Source organism: Serratia rhizosphaerae (assembly GCF_009817885.1).
In the GTDB taxonomy this organism is placed as follows: domain Bacteria; phylum Pseudomonadota; class Gammaproteobacteria; order Enterobacterales; family Enterobacteriaceae; genus Serratia_B; species Serratia_B rhizosphaerae.
Genome location: NZ_CP041764.1, coordinates 2,189,317 through 2,207,616, shown reverse-complemented (window position 1 = coordinate 2,207,616; position 18,300 = coordinate 2,189,317). Strand labels below are relative to the sequence as shown.

Below are 18,300 nucleotides of genomic sequence, written 5' to 3'. Positions count from 1 at the left end.
GCGCCCTTTTGCTGTCCAGTGGTTACTCAGCCAACCGCCGGGAAGACCGGCAGCAGCAGGTACAGCTTGATAATGATGGCGTTGGCGATATCGATAAAGAACGCCCCCACCATCGGCACTACCAGGAACGCCAGGTGCGATGGGCCGAAACGATCGGTAATCGCCTGCATATTGGCAATCGCGGTCGGCGTAGCGCCCATCCCGAAGCCGCAGTGCCCGGCAGCCAGCACTGCCGCATCATAGTTTTTGCCCATCACCCGGTAGGTGACGAAAATCGCGTACAGCGCCATCACCAGCGTCTGCACCGCCAGGATCGCCAGCATCGGCAGCGCCAGTGACGCCAGCTCCCACAGGCGCAGGCTCATCAGCGCCATCGCCAGGAACAGCGACAGACTGACGTTACCCAGCACCGATACCGCACGCTCAAACACGGTATAAAAGCCGGTGAATGCCAGCGTATTGCTGAGGATCACCCCGACAAACAGCACGCAGACGAAGTTCGGCAGTTCAAATACCGTGCCGCTCAGCAGGCCGGCGATAAGCTGGCCCAGGCTGAGGCAGATGGCGATCATCGCAATGGTTTCAATCATCACCAGCGAGGTAATCAGACGACCGCTCTCCGGTTTTTCAAAGCCGCTCGGCTGGACGCTGTCATCCGGCGAACCTTCCGGCGAGGAAGAGTGCTTCACCAGATAGCGCGCCACCGGGCCGCCAATCAGGCCGCCCAGCACCAGGCCGAAGGTGGCGCAGGCCATCGCCACTTCGGTGGCGTTTTCAAAGCCGTAACGCTCGATAAACAGCTTACTCCAGGCAGCGCCGGTGCCGTGGCCGCCCGACAGGGTGATAGAACCGGCGATCAGGCCCATCAGCGGGTCCATCCCCAGCATCTTCGCCATACCGATGCCGATGGCGTTCTGCACCACCAACAGTCCCAGCACCACAAACAGGAAGATAACCAGTGCCTTACCACCGGCGCGCAACCGCGCCAGGTTGGCATTAAGGCCGATGGTGGCAAAGAAGGCCAGCATCAGCGGATCTTTCAGCGACATGTCGAAGCTGATTTCCCAATTAACGGTCTTTTTTAAAATCAACAATAACAGCGCAACCAGCAAACCACCGGCGACGGGGGCAGGAATGGTGTATTTTTTCAGCAGAGGAATGCTTCTAACGCACTTGCCCCCAAGGAGCAAAACCAGAGTTGCGGCAACCAAAGTGCCATAAGTATCAAGATGAAACATCCAGGTACTCCATGTGAGGGGATAAATCCAATTATATTAATAAGTTATATAAAACCACTTAGTTTTTTAAACTCGATGAATGCTGGATTAGAAGGAAAAAGTGCTAAGAAGACAAGAAAAAATGCATGAAAATGCGACATAAATAAAAATAAGCGGGGAAGAAAAGTTAGGCGCAACCGTTTGCTTTTAGTGTCCAGACGATTAAAATGCCTGCTTTGCCGTTTCGGAAAAGTGCCACACCATGACCATGCAATCCGCCGAGCTTGAATCCGTGCAAAACGCCTCCGCCTCCCCGCCCAAAAGCGAACTGATCTACCGCCTGGAAGACCGCCCGCCGCTGCCGCAAACGCTGTTTGCCGCCGGCCAGCATCTGCTGGCGATGTTCGTGGCCGTGATTACGCCGGCGCTGCTGATTTGCCAGGCGCTGGGGCTGCCGGCGCAGGATACTCAGCACATTATCAGCATGTCGCTGTTCGCCTCCGGTCTGGCCTCTATTTTACAAATCAAAACCTGGGGTCCGGTCGGCTCCGGCCTGCTGTCGATTCAGGGCACCAGCTTTAACTTCGTATCACCGCTGATTATGGGCGGCATGGCGCTGAAAAACGGCGGCGCAGACGTGCCGACCATGATGGCGGCGCTGTTCGGCACCCTGATGGTTGCCTCCTGCACCGAGATTCTGCTGTCGCGCGTCCTGCACCTGGCGCGCCGCATTATTACGCCGCTGGTATCAGGCATTGTGGTGATGATTATCGGCCTGTCGCTGATTCAGGTCGGCCTGACCTCCATCGGCGGCGGCTACGCGGCAATGAACGACCACACCTTCGGCGCGCCAAAAAACCTGCTGCTGGCCGGCGCGGTGCTGGCGGTGATTATTTTGCTCAACCGTCAGCGTAATCCCTATCTGCGCGTTGCCTCGCTGGTGATCGCCATGGCGGTCGGCTATCTGCTGGCCTGGGCGCTCGATATGCTGCCCGCCAGCCAGCCCGTCAGCAACAGCGCGTCGATCACCATCCCCACCCCGCTGTATTACGGGCTGGGCTTTGACTGGAACCTGCTGCTGCCGCTGATGCTGATCTTTATGGTCACCTCGCTGGAAACCATCGGCGATATCACTGCCACCTCTGACGTATCCGAACAGCCGGTGCGCGGCCCGCTGTATATGAAACGCCTGAAGGGCGGCGTGCTGGCCAACGGTTTGAACTCCATGCTGTCGGCGGTCTTCAATACCTTCCCAAACTCCTGCTTCGGCCAGAACAACGGGGTGATCCAACTGACCGGCGTCGCCAGCCGCTACGTTGGCTTTGTGGTGGCGCTGATGCTGATCGCGCTGGGTCTGTTCCCGGCGGTCGCCGGCTTTGTGCAGCATATTCCTGAGCCGGTACTGGGCGGCGCCACCATTGTGATGTTCGGCACCATCGCCGCGTCCGGCGTACGTATCGTTTCACGCGAGAAGCTTAATCGCCGCGCCATCATGATTATGGCGCTGTCGCTGGCGGTCGGTATAGGCGTTTCTCAGCAGCCGCTGATTCTGCAGTTCGCGCCGGACTGGCTGAAAACCCTGCTCTCCTCCGGTATCGCCGCCGGCGGGATTACCGCCATCGTACTGAATCTGGTATTTCCGCAGGAGAAGGAATAATTCCACTGCGGGGGCGTGTGACCCGGCTTTATCGTCGAAAACGGCCGCCTGCGGCCGTTTTTTTATTGTCAGTCAGACCATTACCCTTGAGATAGCCGGCCAATTGCGGCATAAACGGGGTATCTTTTTTGACCGCTAGGGTGTGCAGGCGATGAAATTTATTGGGAAACTGTTGCTATGGCTGCTGGTGGCGGCGGCAATCGTCATCGTATTACTGTATCTGGTCGGGCAGACCCGCTGGGCCGCCGGTCAGATCGGCAACTGGGTGAGTGGGCACAGCGACTACCGCCTCTCTCTCGGTAAAATCAGCCACTCCTGGGATGAACCGGCGCAGATCGGCCTGGAAGACGTCGCGCTGACGCGCGCCAACCAGCCGCAGGCGTTAACGGCCAAGCGCGTCGTTCTGGGTCTCAGCCTGCGTCAGATCACCAACCCGCGTTACTTCCACAGCGTGACGCTGCACGACGGAACACTCAATGTGCAACCTGGCGCAGCGGCGTTACCGATCCAGGCCGACGTGCTGCAGCTGAACAATATGGCATTGCATGCCGGCGACGCCGACTGGCAGCTTAATGCGCAGCGGGTTAACGCCGGGATTACGCCATGGCGGCCTCAGTCCGGGCACCTGCTGGGCGACAACAACCGCTTCCAGTTCAGCGCCGGCTCGCTGACCCTGAACGGCATCCCCGCCTCTCAGGCGCTGGTGCAAGGGCAAATCAAAGATCATCAGCTGCTGCTGGAAGATTTCGGCGCCGATCTGGCCCAGGGCGACCTGACCGGTAAAGCGACGCGTGCCGCCGACGGCAGCTGGCTGGTAGACCGTCTGCGCCTGAACAAGGTGCGGCTGCAAACGCCGCTGTCGCTGGAACAATTCTGGCAGCGCTTTACCACCCTGCCGCCGATCACACTGCAACGCTTTGACCTGATCGACGCACGGCTGGAGGGCAAGGGGTGGGCGTTTAACGATCTTGACCTGTCCCTGCAAAACGTCTCGCTTCAGCAGGGAGACTGGCGCAGCGAGAACGGCGCATTGCATGCCAACGCCAGCGATATTATCAACGGCCGCTTCCATCTGGTGGATCCGATTATCAGTACGCGGCTGTCACCGGCCGGTATCGCCATTGAGCAATTCACCTCGCGCTGGGAAGGCGGCCTGCTGCGCGCCAACGGCAGTTGGCTGCGCGCCACCAAACGTTTGCAGCTGGACGACGTCACCGTCGCGGCGTTGGAGTATACGCTGCCGCAAAACTGGCGTGAGCTGTGGCTCAAACCGCTGCCGGCATGGCTGTCGCAGGTATACGTCAATAAGCTGACCACCAACCGTAACCTGATTATCGATATCAATCCGGCGTTCCCGTTCCAGCTGACATCGCTGAACGGTTACGGCAGCAATCTGCTGCTGGCGCACGATGGTCAGTGGGGAATCTGGTCCGGTTCGCTAAACCTGAGCGCCAGCGAAGCAACGTTCAATAAAATCGACGTCCGCCGGCCTTCTCTGGCGCTGACGGCGGACCAGCGGCAAATCGCCGTTACCGAGCTGAGCGCCTTTATGCCTAATGGCCTGCTGGATGCCAAGGCAACCGTCACGCAACGGCCGGGCAAGCCGTTTTCGCTGTCTTTATCCGGTCGTTCGGTGCCGCTCAATACCCTGCAGCAATGGGGCTGGCAGCCGGTGCCGCTGGAGGGCGACGGCAACCTGCAGCTGCAGGTTCAGGGGCTGTTAAACAGCGACGGGCCGTTCCGGGATTCCGTACGGGGTAATCTGCAGGCCACGGCGAAGGACGGGCAAACGGTCAATCAGCAACAGCCGTAAAGCAATAAGGGCGCATAGCGCCCTTATTGGTTATTCGGGAATGGCCTCGCAGCCACCCTGATCCAGCGGGACTTCCGGCTCGGCCGGCAGCACCATGTAGATGCCCTCAAACACCGCCCCTTTATCATCATCGCCAAACAGCACCACTTCCGCCTGCACGCGGGCACGGCGGCCGCGCGCCAGTCGGTCAAGGTCGCCGCTCAACGAGCTGAGATCGGCCACCGCGCGCGGGCGACCGGTGATAGGTTTACTGTAACGGATATGCGCATCCGCCAGAATGATGGTGCCGCCCAGATGGCGCTCGCGCAGCAGCAGCCAGATCAGCCCCCAGGCGGTCAGCGTCGCCAGCGAGAACAGGCTGCCGGCAAACAGCGTATGGTGCGGATTCTGATTGCCGACCTCCGGCATGGTGGTGACAAAACGCTGGCCGGTATACTGGCTGATGCGCACCCCCATCTTTTCACTGAGCGGAATATGATCGTACCAGGCCTGCTGCAGCTGTCCGCACCAGTCGGGACGGTGCAGAATATCGTCCAGCGTCGCCACCGGCTTAATCATCAGGAAGTGGCGGATCGGCGAGGTTTGCGGCGCGCTGATCTCCCCCTGGCTTTCAAACCCCAGTTTGGCGAAGAACGCCACCGCGTCCTCACGCGCGCTGCACACCACGCGCTTCACGCCTTCCTGACGCGCCACCGACTCCAGCGTCATCGCCACCAGCGTACCCAGCCCTTTGTCCTGCACGCCGGGATCGACCGCTAAAAAACGAATCGCCGCTTCGTTATCCGCATTGATATACAGCCGGCCAACGGCGACGATTTTGCCATTCTCATCCACCACCATTTGGTGGTGCGCCATGGCGTCATAGGCATCCTTTTCCGAACCCACCGGCTGGTGCAATGGCTTGCGCAGCATTTCCCAGCGAAACTGGTAATAATCCTTCAGTTCTTGTTCTGTAACGGGTACTCGTAGGTGATACATAGACGCCTTCTCTCCAAATTTTTAAACCTGTAGCCAGAACGTCACCGGACCGTCGTTCACCAGCGCGACCTGCATATCCGCCGCGAACTCGCCGGTCTGTGTTTCCACGCCGCGTTCGCGGCATTGGCCAACAAAATACTGATATAGCCGATCGGCCTGCGCAGGCTCTGCACCGCGCGAGAAACCGGGCCGCATGCCCTTTTGCGTGTCCGCGGCCAGCGTAAACTGGGAAACCACCAGCACGCTGCCGCCAGCCTGTTGAACGTTAAGGTTCATCTTGCCGTTATCATCACCAAAAATGCGGTAGCCCAGTACGCGTTCACACAAACGCTCGGCTTTCTGTTCGTTATCATCTTGCTCTACACCCAATAACACTAACAAACCTGGGCCAATTTTGCCTACCGTCTCGCCGTTTACCGTGACGCTGGCGTTTAATACTCGCTGAATCAATGCAATCATGACGGTTTATCCTGCTGTTGCTGCTCAATTTTTTGCTGTTTGTACGCGCGGTACTCCGTGAACGTGGCGGCGATCTCCGCGCCGAGCAATACGATACACCAGCTCCAGTAGACCCACAGAAATAAAATCGGGATCACCGCCAACACGCCATATATCAGCTGATAAGAAGGAAACATGGTGACGTACAGCGCAAAGCCCTTCTTACCCAGTTCGAACAGCAGCCCGGCGACCAACGCGCCGACCAGCGCATCCTTCGGCGGTACCCGGACCGTCGGCACCACGCTGTACAGCAGCCAGAAAGAGACCCACGACAGCAGCAGCGGAAAAATACGCAGCAGCTGATCCACCAGGCTGTTCACGCCGGTTTGCGCCAGCCAGTTCAGCGACAGCAGGTAGGAGCTGATCGCCATACTGGCCCCGACCAGCAGCGGCCCCAGCGTCAGCACCATCCAGTACACTGCAAACGAGTAGACGATCGGCCGCTTGTTTTTACTGCGCCAGATGGTGTTGAGCACGCTGTCGACGGAGGAGATCAGCAGCAGCGCGGTAACGATCAGGCCGCAGGTGCCGACGGCGGTCATTTTGTTGGAGTTGGCGACGAACTGCTCAAGGTAGCGCTGGATAACATTACCGGCCGCCGGTACAAAATTGGAAAAAATAAAGCTCTTCAGCTGCTCGCTGATATCAGAAAACATCGGGAAGGCGGCAAACAGCGCGAACACCACGGTGATCAGCGGCACCAGCGACAACAGGGATACATACGCCAGATGGCCCGCCAACATGGTCAGGCCATCGCTGTCGATGCGCTTGAGCAGCAACCGACCGTAGGTGACGCCCGGTTTTACGGATGACGGCAGCTTCTTGCTACGGAAAAACGACATACTCACTCCTTGTCAGTTCGTATGTCTTAAGCTTAACCCGCCTGGCTTAACCGGCAAAATAGGCCGGCACCGTATCGCGATCGGTCACCCATACCGCCGTAATGCCCATGGCCCGCGCAGCCGCTATGTTGTCGGGATGATCGTCAAAGAATACCGCCTGTTCCGCCGGCGTGTTTTCCGCATCCAGCACCCGCTGATAAATGGCCGGCTCCGGTTTACGCAGGCCGAGATCCTGCGACAGGTAGAGATGGTCCGCCGCCGCCGCCACTTCCGGGTAATGCTGCGGCCAGTAGTTACAATGCAGGCGGTTGGTGTTCGACAGCACCACCACCCGGTGGCCCTCATTGCGCAGGCGCTGCATGATGGCGATCACCTCCGGGCGCAGCGCGACAAATACCGCCTGCCAGCCCGCGGCGAACTGCTCAAAGCTCAGCGCGATGCCCATTTCGTCGCACAGGCGGGCGGCAAACTCTTCATCGGTCACTTCCCCCCGCTCGTGGCGCTGAAACACCTCGCCCATGCTAAAACGTTCCGCCAGCGCCGCCAAAGGCGTGCCGCTCAGATTGCTCCATACGCCCAGCACACGTTTGAAATCGATATCGACGATCACGTTACCTAAATCAAAGATATACAGCATAGTCCCCTCCTGACGACCGGTGAGGTTTCACTGTAGCGGGAAAAGCAGAGGCTGAACAGATAAGGTGGAGAAAAGCGCATAGCGCGCCGCAGAAAGGGGGGAAAGCAGAAGAAAAAACTCAGGGCGCCCGACAGGCGCCCCAAGCAGTGCGTGCTAAATCAGCAATTACGCTTCTTTAGGACCGCGGCTTGCACGTTTGCGATCGTTTTCCGTCAGGTGACGTTTACGAATACGCACAGACGTCGGCGTGACTTCAACCAGTTCGTCATCATCGATAAATTCCAGAGCCTGCTCCAGAGTCATCTTGATAGCCGGAACCAGCGTGGTCGCTTCGTCAGTACCGGAAGCACGCATGTTGGTCAGTTTCTTACCGGTCAGGCAGTTCACGGTCAGGTCGTTGGAACGTGAGTGAATACCGATGATCTGGCCTTCATACACTTCCGCACCGTGGCCCAGGAACAGCTTGCCGCGATCTTGCAGACCATACAGGGCGAACGCTACCGCTTTACCCTGGCCGTTGGAGATCAGCACGCCGTTCTGACGCTGGCCGACTTCGCCCGGACGCAGATCGTCGTAGTGGCTGAAGGTGGAGTACAGCAGGCCGGTACCGGAGGTCATGGTCATGAACTCGTTACGGAAGCCGATCAGGCCGCGGCTCGGGATCACATAGTCAAGACGCACACGGCCTTTACCATCCGGATCCATGTTTTTCATGTCGCCCTTACGCTCACCCATCGCCTGCATCACGGAACCCTGATGCTGCTCTTCGATATCCAGCGTGACGTTCTCGAACGGCTCTTGTTTACGGCCATCGATTTCACGGAAGATAACTTTCGGACGGGAAACGGCCAGCTCGAAGCCTTCACGACGCATGTTTTCGATCAGCACCGACAGGTGCAGTTCGCCACGGCCGGACACGCGGAACGCGTCGGCATCGTCGGTTTCTTCTACGCGCAGCGCCACGTTGTGCACCAATTCCTTGTTCAGACGCTCAAGGATCTGGCGAGACGTCACGAACTTGCCTTCTTTACCGCAGAATGGCGAGGTGTTGACGTTGAAGAACATGCTGACGGTCGGCTCATCAACGGACAGCGCAGGCAGCGCTTCCACGTTGGCCGGATCGCAGATGGTGTCGGAGATGTTCAGCTCGCCCAGACCGGTGATGGCGATGATGTCGCCCGCTTCCGCCAGGTCGCTGTCGATACGCTCCAGACCCAGGTGGCCCAGCACTTTGCCCACTTTACCGTTGCGCGTCTTGCCTTCGCTGTCGATAACGGTGACCTGCTGGTTCGGCTTCACTTTACCGCGCTTGATGCGGCCGATGCCGATAACGCCCAGGTAGTTGTTGTAGTCCAGCTGGGAGATCTGCATCTGCAGCGGGCCATCCAGATCAACTGCCGGCGCAGACACGTGGTCGACGATCGCCTGATACAGCGGCGTCATGTCGTCAGCCATATCGGTATGATCGGTGCCGGCGATGCCGTTCAGCGCAGATGCATAGATGATTGGGAAATCCAGTTGCTCATCGGTGGCATCCAGGTTTACGAACAGGTCGAACACCTGATCGACAACCCAGTCAGGACGCGCGCCCGGACGGTCAACCTTGTTAATGACCACGATCGGCTTCAGACCATTTGCAAACGCTTTCTTGGTCACGAAACGGGTTTGCGGCATCGGGCCATCCATTGCATCCACAACCAGCAGCACCGAGTCGACCATTGACATCACACGCTCTACCTCGCCGCCGAAGTCGGCGTGTCCCGGGGTATCCACGATGTTGATGCGGTAGTCATTCCAATTAATGGCGGTGTTTTTTGCGAGGATGGTAATCCCACGCTCTTTCTCCAAATCGTTGGAGTCCATTACGCGCTCGGCGGCTTCCGCACGCTCTCCGAAAGTACCGGATTGTTGCAGCAGCTTGTCGACCAGGGTGGTTTTACCATGGTCAACGTGGGCAATAATGGCGATATTACGCAAATTTTCGATCACAGCTTTGCCTCAGGCATTAGAAATAGCGCGCTATTGTACACGTATTAAGCGAGGGACTAAACAAGATCACAGCCATCTCTGATAAACAATGCTAATCAGGTTAGTTTGTGATCCCTTTCACGGTGCAACGCGTCATCTTTGGTCGCATTTTGCACCATTATAGTGCCCTGCATGGGGTTGTTTGCACACTTATGGTGCAATGCATTCCTGTTGGTGCATACTCGGAATGGGTAAAAGCCGCCCAGAATGGCGCAAGGTTGCCATTTTTAAACTTGGCACGCTTTTCGCTTTAGTCTACACAAGGTGAAAAAAAGCCAGTAGTAAAGATTCGTTCCACGACGACGACAACGATAAATCCGGGAGAGTTAAGTATGTCCGCTGAACACGTTTTGACGATGCTGAATGAGCATGAAGTGAAATTCGTAGACCTGCGTTTCACTGACACCAAGGGTAAAGAACAACACGTCACCATTCCTGCACACCAGGTAAACGCTGATTTCTTCGAAGAAGGCAAAATGTTTGACGGTTCGTCGATCGGCGGTTGGAAAGGCATTAACGAATCTGACATGGTGCTGATGCCGGACGCCAGCAGCGCGGTACTGGATCCGTTCTACGAAGAACCTACGCTGATCATTCGCTGCGACATTCTCGAGCCGGGAACCATGCAAGGCTACGACCGCGACCCGCGCTCCATCTCCAAACGTGCGGAAGACTTCCTGCGCGCTTCCGGCATTGCCGACACCGTGCTGTTCGGGCCGGAACCTGAATTCTTCCTGTTCGACGACATCCGCTTCGGCAGCAGCATCAGCGGCTCCCACGTGGCTATCGACGATATCGAAGCCGCCTGGAACTCCGGCACCAAATATGAAGGCGGCAACAAGGGCCACCGTCCAGCGGTCAAAGGGGGTTATTTCCCGGTGCCGCCGGTCGACTCTTCCCAGGACCTGCGTTCAACCATGTGTCTGACCATGGAAGAAATGGGCCTGGTGGTTGAAGCTCACCACCACGAAGTAGCAACCGCCGGTCAGAACGAAGTGGCAACCCGCTTCAACACCATGACCAAGAAAGCCGATGAAATCCAGATCTACAAATACGTGGTTCACAACGTGGCGCACGCATTTGGCAAAACCGCGACCTTTATGCCAAAGCCGATGTTCGGCGATAACGGTTCTGGTATGCACTGCCACATGTCACTGTCCAAGAACGGCACTAACCTGTTCGCCGGTGACAAATACGGCGGCCTGTCTGAAACCGCACTGTTCTACATCGGCGGCGTCATCAAGCACGCTAAAGCCATCAACGCCCTGGCCAACCCGACCACCAACTCTTACAAGCGTCTGGTTCCGGGTTACGAAGCGCCGGTGATGCTGGCTTACTCAGCGCGTAACCGCTCCGCCTCTATCCGTATTCCTGTGGTTTCCAGCCCGAAATCGCGCCGTATTGAAGCCCGCTTCCCGGATCCGGCGGCCAACCCGTACCTGTGCTTCGCCGCACTGCTGATGGCCGGCCTGGACGGCATCATCAACAAGATCCACCCGGGCGACGCCATGGATAAAAACCTGTACGACCTGCCGCCGGAAGAAGAAGCCGAGATTCCAAAAGTGGCCGGTTCTCTGGACGAAGCGCTGGCCGCGCTGGATGAAGACCGCGAGTTCCTGACCCGCGGCGGCGTCTTCACCGACGACGCGATCGACGCCTACATCGCACTGCGTAAAGAAGAGCTGGACCGCGTGCGCATGACGCCGCACCCGGTTGAATTCGAACTGTACTACAGCGTTTAAGTTTGACCTGCGCCGCCGCGTGCGGCGCCACCTATTTTAGTTGTCGTTTTTTTGTTGCCGTGGAAACTTTCAGCCCATCTTCGGATGGGTTTTTTTCTCCACACTCTTTTTCTGCAAATCCACGCCATTTAGCAATCATCACAGATGGAGTAGGATGGATGCACCAAAACAGTGCAAAGCGTCTGCGCTTAGTCTGCCGGCTGACCGGGTAAGCAAGCTCAGCCCGTGCGCCGCACCCTGGAAGATGAAGGGCATATATGACAACTGAACCACTGCCCGATGCGGGGCAGATCCTCAATTCTCTGATCAACAGCGTACTGCTGCTGGACGATCGGCTGGCGGTGCATTACGCCAACCCTGCTGCGCAACAGCTGTTGGCGCAAAGTTCCCGTAAACTGTTCGGCACGCCGCTGCCCGATCTGCTCGGCTATTTTTCGCTGAACGTCAATCTGATGCGCGAAAGCCTGAATACCGGCCAGGGGTTTACCGATAACGAAGTGACGCTGGTGGTCGACGGCCGCGCGCATATTCTGTCGCTGACCGCTCAGGCGCTGCCGGAAGGCTATATCCTGCTGGAGCTGGCGCCGATGGACAATCAGCGCCGTCTGAGCCAGGAACAGCTGCAGCATGCCCAACAGGTCGCCGCACGCGATCTGGTGCGCGGGCTGGCGCACGAGATTAAAAACCCGCTCGGCGGACTGCGCGGCGCGGCGCAGCTGCTGGCCAAAGCGCTGCCCGACCCGGCCCTGACCGAATACACCAAGGTGATCATTGAGCAGGCCGACCGCCTGCGCAATCTGGTCGATCGCCTGCTGGGGCCGCAGCGGCCCGGTCAGCACATCACGCAAAGCATCCACCAGGTGGCGGAGCGGGTATGCCAGCTGGTATCGCTGGAAAAACCGGAAAACGTCACGCTGGTGCGCGATTACGACCCCAGCCTGCCTGAACTGGCGCACGACCCGGAACAAATTGAACAGGTGCTGCTGAATATTACCCGCAACGCGCTGCAGGCGCTGGGGGAGACCGGCGGCACCATCCGACTGCGCACCCGCACCGCGTTTCAAATCACCCTGCACGGCACGCGCTACCGGCTGGCGGCGCGCATTGATATTGAAGACGACGGCCCCGGCGTGCCGGCGCAGCTGCAGGATACGCTGTTCTACCCGATGGTCAGCGGCCGCGAAGGCGGCACCGGCCTGGGATTATCCATCGCCCGCAGTCTGATCGATCAGCATTGCGGCAAAATTGAATTTAACAGTTGGCCTGGACATACCGAATTTTCGGTTTACCTGCCTATTCGTCAGTGAGGTTTGCTATGCAACGAGGGATTGTCTGGATCGTCGATGATGACAGCTCCATCCGCTGGGTGCTTGAGCGCGCCTTAACCGGCGTCGGCATGCGTTGCGCAACGTTCGACAGCGGTAACGCCGTACTGGAAGCGTTGGCCACGCAAACTCCCGACGTTTTGCTGTCCGATATCCGCATGCCGGGCATGGACGGATTAGCGCTGCTCAAACAGATCAAACAGCGTCACCCGATGCTGCCGGTGATCATTATGACCGCCCACTCGGATTTGGACGCTGCGGTCAGCGCCTATCAGCAAGGGGCGTTCGACTATCTGCCGAAGCCGTTCGACATCGATGAGGCCGTCGCGCTGGTGGAGCGCGCCATCAGCCACTATCAGGAGCAGCAGCAGCCGGCGCGCAGCCAGCCCGCCAGCAGCCCGACCGCCGATATTATCGGCGAGGCACCGGCGATGCAGGACGTATTCCGCATTATCGGCCGCCTGTCGCGTTCATCCATCAGCGTGTTGATCAACGGCGAATCCGGCACCGGTAAAGAGCTGGTGGCGCATGCGCTGCATCGCCACAGCCCGCGCGCCAAATCGCCGTTTATCGCCCTGAATATGGCGGCGATCCCCAAAGACCTGATCGAATCCGAACTGTTCGGCCATGAAAAAGGCGCGTTTACCGGCGCCAATCAGATCCGTCAGGGGCGTTTTGAACAGGCCGACGGCGGCACGCTGTTCCTGGATGAAATTGGCGATATGCCTCTGGACGTGCAGACCCGCTTACTGCGCGTATTGGCGGATGGCCAATTCTATCGGGTCGGCGGCTATGCGCCGGTGAAAGTGGACGTGCGCATTATTGCCGCCACGCACCAAAACCTGGAGCAGCGGGTACAGGAAGGCAAATTCCGCGAGGATTTGTTCCACCGCCTGAACGTGATTCGCGTTCACCTGCCGCCGCTGCGCGAGCGTCGTGAAGACATCCCGCGGCTGGCGCGCTATTTCCTGCAGGTGGCCGCCAAAGAACTGGGGGTTGAGGCGAAAAACCTGCACCCGGAAACCGAAACCGCGCTGACGCGGCTGCCGTGGCCCGGCAACGTCCGCCAGCTGGAAAATACCTGCCGCTGGCTGACGGTGATGGCCGCCGGTCAGGAAGTGCTGATTCAGGATCTGCCCGCCGAACTGTTTGAAGCCTCGCCGCCGGAGAGCGGCGCGCCGGCTGGCGCCGGCAATTGGGCGTCGTTGCTGGCGCAATGGGCCGAAAGCGCGCTGCGCTCCGGACATCAAAACCTGCTCTCGGAAGCGCAGCCGGAAATGGAACGTACGCTGCTGACCACGGCGCTGCGCCACACGCAGGGCCATAAACAAGAGGCCGCACGCCTGCTGGGCTGGGGCAGGAATACCCTGACGCGCAAGCTGAAAGAACTGGGGATGGAATAAACACCGCGCCCAATGTTAAAAACGTCGTTGGGCGCACAAAAAAACAGCAGCTTTAGACTTTACAGTCAACGCACTCACAGTATGATCGGGGCGAAAAACCGGAGGTCGCCATGCTGGATTCTCTTATCGCTTTTATTTCACAAGGTGCAGACGTCAGCGCCGCTGCGGGCCATACGCCGCAGGCCGCCGTTGCCGCCGTGCTGTGCGCCGCCCTGATTAACTTCTTCAGTTAAGGCCACGGCCGCAAACAATGCGGTCGTGGCGGGTAACGCCGTCAGATCACCCGGGAGAACTGCTGCGCGCGCGCCTGCTTGCGCAAATAGATATCAAAACACATGCAGATATTGCGTATCAGCAAGCGTCCCTGCGGCGTCACGCGTATGCCCTGCTCATCCCGCGCCACCAGCCCGTCGTGTTCGAATGGCGCCAGCAGCTGCAGATCCTCAGCAAAATAATCAACGAAGTTAATACCGTACTGTTGCTCAACCGGCCGGTAGTTCAGCTGGAAGTTGCAGATCAGCGTTTTGATCACGTCGCGACGCAGGCAGTCGTCTTCGCTCATCGTCAGCCCGCGCCACAGTGCATTTCCCAGCTGTTCGACGCTGTGATAGTACGCCTTCAGCTCCTTCTGGTTCTGCGCGTAGCTGTCCCCCAGCATGCTGATGGCCGACACGCCCAGCCCCAGCAGATCGCTGTCGCCCTGGGTGGTGTAGCCCTGAAAATTACGGTGCAGTTTCCCTTCGCGCTGCGCCACCGCCAGCTCATCGTCCGGACGGGCGAAATGATCCATGCCGATAAACTGATAGCCAGCGTCGGTCAGCGAGGCGATGGTCTGCTGCAGGATATCCAGCTTTTGCTGCGCGCTGGGCAGATCGGCCTCTTTGATCTTGCGCTGGGCGGCAAACAGGCTCGGCAAATGGGCGTAGTTAAACACGCTGAGCCGGTCCGGGTTCAGTTCGGCAACCCGCTCAAGGGTGAAGGCAAAGCTCTCCGGCGTTTGCTTCGGCAGGCCGTAAATCAGGTCGATATTGGTGGAGTGAAAGCCCAGCGCTTTGGCGCGCTCAATCAACGCAAAAATGAACGCCTCGTCCTGTTCACGGTTGACCAGCCGCTGCACTTCCTTGTTGAAGTCCTGCACCCCCATGCTCAGGCGGTTAAAACCTTCGGCGCGCAGGTGATCGAGCACGTCCAGCTCGATTTCACGCGGATCGACTTCGATCGACATTTCAGCCTGCGGCAGGAAATCAAAATGCTGGCGCAGCATGGCCACCAGCCGGCTAATCTGCGTTTTACTCAGGTAGGTCGGCGTACCGCCGCCCCAATGTATCTGGCTGACCTGACGCCCGGCAAACAGCGGCGCCCGGGCGGCGATTTCCTGCGCCAACACCGCCAGATAGTCATCCGCCTTATGCGTCTGACGCGTCACCTGCTTGTTGCAGCCGCAGAAGTAGCACAGCCTATGGCAAAACGGGATATGGACATATAACGACAGCGGCCGCTCGGGATAGCGCCCGGCGGCACGTTGGAATGCTGCCTCATCGTAGCTTTGGTTGAACTCCAAAGCGGTTGGGTATGAGGTATAACGCGGGCCTGAATAGTTATATTTTTGGATCAGGGCCAAATCCCAGACGATAGCCTGTTCTGACATTGCTCACTCCTTCCGATCGCCCCAAGGCGTAGCGGGCGGCGGGCGCCACGGCTCAGAACCCCTTGGGTTTACGTTTTCTGCCGGGCCGGGAAATGGGCAATTGTCGTTGCTGTCTGGCCACGGAAGCGCTGCGAAGGCGCGCTTTGCGCCTCGACAGCCGCCATAGTTTACCGAATAACCACAGCAGATAACATGTTAACAGTAGGGCTATTAGCAGAATTGGCCACATAACCGGTTAGCGCGCGTTTTTCGGACCGCCGCTTTTCAGCAGTTTCAGGATATCTTCCTGTTTTTCCTCTTCTTCATCGATGTCATCGTCGTCGTCGCCCAGCTCGATGCCCAGCTGCGCCATCAGCGCATCGATGCGATCCAGCGTTTGATCGACGTAAGCCTGCTCTTCGCCGGTCAGCTTGTCGCCGTCGTCAATGCGATCCAACAGCGCATCCAGACGCTCATCATTTTCCAGCTTCGCCAGCTCTTCTTCCGGCGACAGGCGCGGCTTCACTTCGGCCTTGGGCTTCGTCTGCGGTTTGACATTGGCTTGCGCTTCCACCAGCAATGGCACCGGCGTTTTGCTGCCGATGCGCGGATCTTTCACATCTCCGGCTCCTGATTTCTTTTGCTTGGCGTTTTCAACCTGGGTGCGTGAACCGGAAGCATGGCCACGGCGTTTTTTCAGGCGCTTACGCTCGCGAGCTTCCATATCAAGCTCAACACGACTTTTCTTTTTCGCTTTTGACGTCGCCGCTTTGCCGCGGGGCGCTTTTGATGATTGGTTCATGGCATATGCTCTTAGGTGTATGTAGATTCAGTATAGAATTGCGGCGGAATCTAGCAGAAAGCAGACAAATAAAAAAGGCGACAGGTTAAACCTGTCGCCTATTTCATACCTTCATACAAAGGATATTCCTGCTACGCACTCCATGCGCACACTCAACATCCCGGTCTTTCCTTCTGCTATCAGCGCATTCCCTGCAATTTAGCCCTTCATCCTGGAAAGAAAAATCATCCCTGTACGCAATCCTTTCGTATCCGCTCATCCTGAGCGCGCGTCCCGCGAGCATCCGACTGCTAATACTTCACCATCCTTGTGTCGTTCACTAATCCTAAGCGAACAAGCCAACGCCGTTTGAAGTCATCCTGTCACTCATCGCACTTCCTGTGCGCTCCCTGAGGTTTTTCGTCCATCCTGAACGTTCCTGATTCCTTCACATCCTGCGTTGGACGCTACTTTACGCGGATTACGCCCGCGCTCAAGGTACTCACAGCGCATTACGCGGACCATTTGCATCCGACAGAAAACAACTTTTTGTTTTTAAAAAAAATATGTATTTATGGTCGATAAATAAAGCGATATATCCCTCTGTTGGAATGGCAAATGTCTTACACGACGATGCCGCTTTACCGGTGGAAAATCGCCGCTCTAAGGCTGAAAATCGGAGAAAGCGCCCCTTTTTCACGCTGATGCAGTTATAATCGCCCACCAGAAAGCCCTTCTTCACTTGGAGACGAAACATTTTGACCAGCAAAAATTACAACTACCACATGACCCATTTCGTCACCAGTGCGCCCGACATCCGCCATCTGCCGCCGGATGCAGGGATCGAAGTGGCCTTCGCCGGCCGCTCTAACGCCGGCAAGTCCAGCGCGCTGAATACGCTGACTAACCAGAAGGGCCTGGCGCGCACCAGTAAAACCCCGGGACGCACCCAGCTTATCAACCTGTTTGAAGTAGAAGACGGCATCCGTCTGGTCGATCTGCCGGGTTATGGCTATGCCGAAGTGCCGGAAGAGATGAAGCGTAAATGGCAGCGTGCGCTGGGTGAATACCTGCAAATGCGCAATAGCCTGAAAGGGCTGGTCGTGCTGATGGATATCCGCCATCCGCTCAAAGATCTCGACCAGCAAATGATTCAGTGGGCGGTGGATGTCGGTACGCCGGTTCTGGTGCTGCTGACCAAAGCCGACAAGCTGGCTTCCGGCGCGCGCAAAGCGCAGGTCAACATGGTGCGTGAGGCAGTACTGGCATTTATGGGCGATGTCCAGGTCGAGCCGTTCTCTTCACTGAAAAAACTGGGCGTCGATAAGCTGAGCCAGAAACTGAACACCTGGTTCAACGAAATCCCGCCGGAAGTTCTGCCGGAAGAAGATGATATCGGCGGCGAGTAACACCGCAGGCCACATGATAACAAGGGTCCGTCAGCGGGCCCTTTTTTGATCGCGTCAGAAGGTTTTGTTATCTAATTACAGATCTGACCAAAAATCATCAGAAAAAGTTATGACGGGAAAATAATGATTTGCGGCGGATGAGGGTTGCGAGGCGCCACGTAAAGTCGGCATAGAAAATTGTAAATCTTATTGTTTTTACAATAAAAAACGCCCCAGTCAATACTGACTGGGGCGGCTAATATTCAGCCAAATCCGATTACGTGAAGTAAAAGGTCTGAAAGATAGAACATCTTACCTCTGTACCCTACGCCTGTAACTTTACATCATTTTTTCACGAGGCAAA

Annotated in this window: 16 protein-coding genes; 7 read left to right on the top strand and 9 right to left on the bottom strand. The window is 57.6% G+C overall.

The features are described from left to right. Positions 1-26: 26 nt before the first annotated feature. Positions 27-1,238, bottom strand: a complete 1,212-nt coding sequence (gltS, locus tag FO014_RS10235) for a sodium/glutamate symporter (protein WP_105233104.1) — start codon at positions 1,236-1,238, stop codon at positions 27-29. 241 nt (positions 1,239-1,479) lie between these two features. On the opposite strand from gltS, the gene FO014_RS10230 reads away from it, so the two are divergent. Together FO014_RS10230 and FO014_RS10225 are read left to right on the top strand one after the other, a co-directional pair. Then, entirely contained in the window at positions 1,480-2,874 is a 1,395-nt protein-coding gene (locus FO014_RS10230) for a nucleobase:cation symporter-2 family protein (RefSeq protein ID WP_160029398.1), read from the top strand. A gap of 151 nt (positions 2,875-3,025) precedes the next feature. Further along, positions 3,026-4,687: an AsmA family protein gene (locus FO014_RS10225; RefSeq protein WP_160029396.1), complete on the top strand. Its 1,662-nt coding sequence runs from the start codon at positions 3,026-3,028 to the stop codon at positions 4,685-4,687. Positions 4,688-4,717: 30 nt separating this feature from the next. Here the strand turns inward: FO014_RS10225 and fabY are convergent, their stop codons facing one another. The 5 genes from fabY to typA all read right to left on the bottom strand — a co-directional run bounded on the left by fabY (position 4,718) and on the right by typA (position 9,631). Further along, positions 4,718-5,665 carry a fatty acid biosynthesis protein FabY gene (gene fabY, locus FO014_RS10220; protein WP_105233107.1) on the bottom strand — a complete coding sequence of 316 codons (948 nt, stop codon included), beginning with the start codon at positions 5,663-5,665 and terminating at the stop codon, positions 4,718-4,720. A 21-nt stretch (positions 5,666-5,686) separates the two neighbouring features. Further along, on the bottom strand, positions 5,687-6,124 hold the full coding sequence (dtd, locus tag FO014_RS10215) for a D-aminoacyl-tRNA deacylase (RefSeq protein WP_015962395.1): 438 nt from the start codon (positions 6,122-6,124) through the stop codon (positions 5,687-5,689). After that, on the bottom strand, positions 6,121-7,005 hold the full coding sequence (locus tag FO014_RS10210; RefSeq protein ID WP_160029394.1) for a virulence factor BrkB family protein: 885 nt from the start codon (positions 7,003-7,005) through the stop codon (positions 6,121-6,123). Before FO014_RS10210 ends, dtd begins: the two co-directional genes overlap by 4 nt. 46 nt (positions 7,006-7,051) lie before the next feature. Then, positions 7,052-7,642 carry a glucose-1-phosphatase gene (yihX, locus tag FO014_RS10205; RefSeq protein ID WP_160029392.1) on the bottom strand — a complete coding sequence of 197 codons (591 nt, stop codon included), beginning with the start codon at positions 7,640-7,642 and terminating at the stop codon, positions 7,052-7,054. A gap of 165 nt (positions 7,643-7,807) precedes the next feature. Next, the gene (typA, locus tag FO014_RS10200; RefSeq protein ID WP_105233110.1) at positions 7,808-9,631 is read right to left on the bottom strand and encodes a ribosome-dependent GTPase TypA; all 1,824 of its coding nucleotides are present in this window, start codon (positions 9,629-9,631) and stop codon (positions 7,808-7,810) included. A 371-nt stretch (positions 9,632-10,002) separates the two neighbouring features. Between typA and glnA the strand changes: the two genes are divergently transcribed. The 4 genes from glnA to FO014_RS10180 all read left to right on the top strand — a co-directional run bounded on the left by glnA (position 10,003) and on the right by FO014_RS10180 (position 14,373). Further along, complete coding sequence (gene glnA / locus FO014_RS10195; RefSeq protein WP_160029390.1) at positions 10,003-11,412, top strand: glutamate--ammonia ligase; 1,410 nt, start codon at positions 10,003-10,005, stop codon at positions 11,410-11,412. Positions 11,413-11,669: 257 nt separating this feature from the next. After that, positions 11,670-12,719 (top strand): nitrogen regulation protein NR(II), encoded by a 1,050-nt coding sequence (gene glnL / locus FO014_RS10190; protein WP_160029388.1) that lies wholly within the window; start codon positions 11,670-11,672, stop codon positions 12,717-12,719. A gap of 8 nt (positions 12,720-12,727) precedes the next feature. Then, entirely contained in the window at positions 12,728-14,140 is a 1,413-nt protein-coding gene (glnG, locus tag FO014_RS10185) for a nitrogen regulation protein NR(I) (protein WP_105233113.1), read from the top strand. A 110-nt stretch (positions 14,141-14,250) separates the two neighbouring features. Beyond that, positions 14,251-14,373: a YshB family small membrane protein gene (locus tag FO014_RS10180; protein ID WP_145961165.1), complete on the top strand. Its 123-nt coding sequence runs from the start codon at positions 14,251-14,253 to the stop codon at positions 14,371-14,373. A gap of 41 nt (positions 14,374-14,414) precedes the next feature. Here FO014_RS10180 and hemN read toward each other — a convergent pair whose 3' ends face one another. Continuing rightward, a complete protein-coding gene (hemN, locus tag FO014_RS10175) occupies positions 14,415-15,788 on the bottom strand; it encodes an oxygen-independent coproporphyrinogen III oxidase (protein ID WP_160029386.1) in 1,374 nt (457 codons plus the stop codon). Between the two features lie 235 nt (positions 15,789-16,023). After that, positions 16,024-16,569 (bottom strand): Der GTPase-activating protein YihI, encoded by a 546-nt coding sequence (yihI, locus tag FO014_RS10170; protein WP_105233116.1) that lies wholly within the window; start codon positions 16,567-16,569, stop codon positions 16,024-16,026. A 737-nt stretch (positions 16,570-17,306) separates the two neighbouring features. Between yihI and yihA the strand changes: the two genes are divergently transcribed. Continuing rightward, positions 17,307-17,957, top strand: coding sequence for a ribosome biogenesis GTP-binding protein YihA/YsxC (gene yihA / locus FO014_RS10165; protein ID WP_105233117.1), 651 nt, complete (start codon positions 17,307-17,309; stop codon positions 17,955-17,957). A 242-nt stretch (positions 17,958-18,199) separates the two neighbouring features. Here the strand turns inward: yihA and spfP are convergent, their stop codons facing one another. Beyond that, positions 18,200-18,247, bottom strand: coding sequence for a small protein SpfP (spfP, locus tag FO014_RS24310; RefSeq protein ID WP_071892919.1), 48 nt, complete (start codon positions 18,245-18,247; stop codon positions 18,200-18,202). Positions 18,248-18,300: the final 53 nt, after the last annotated feature.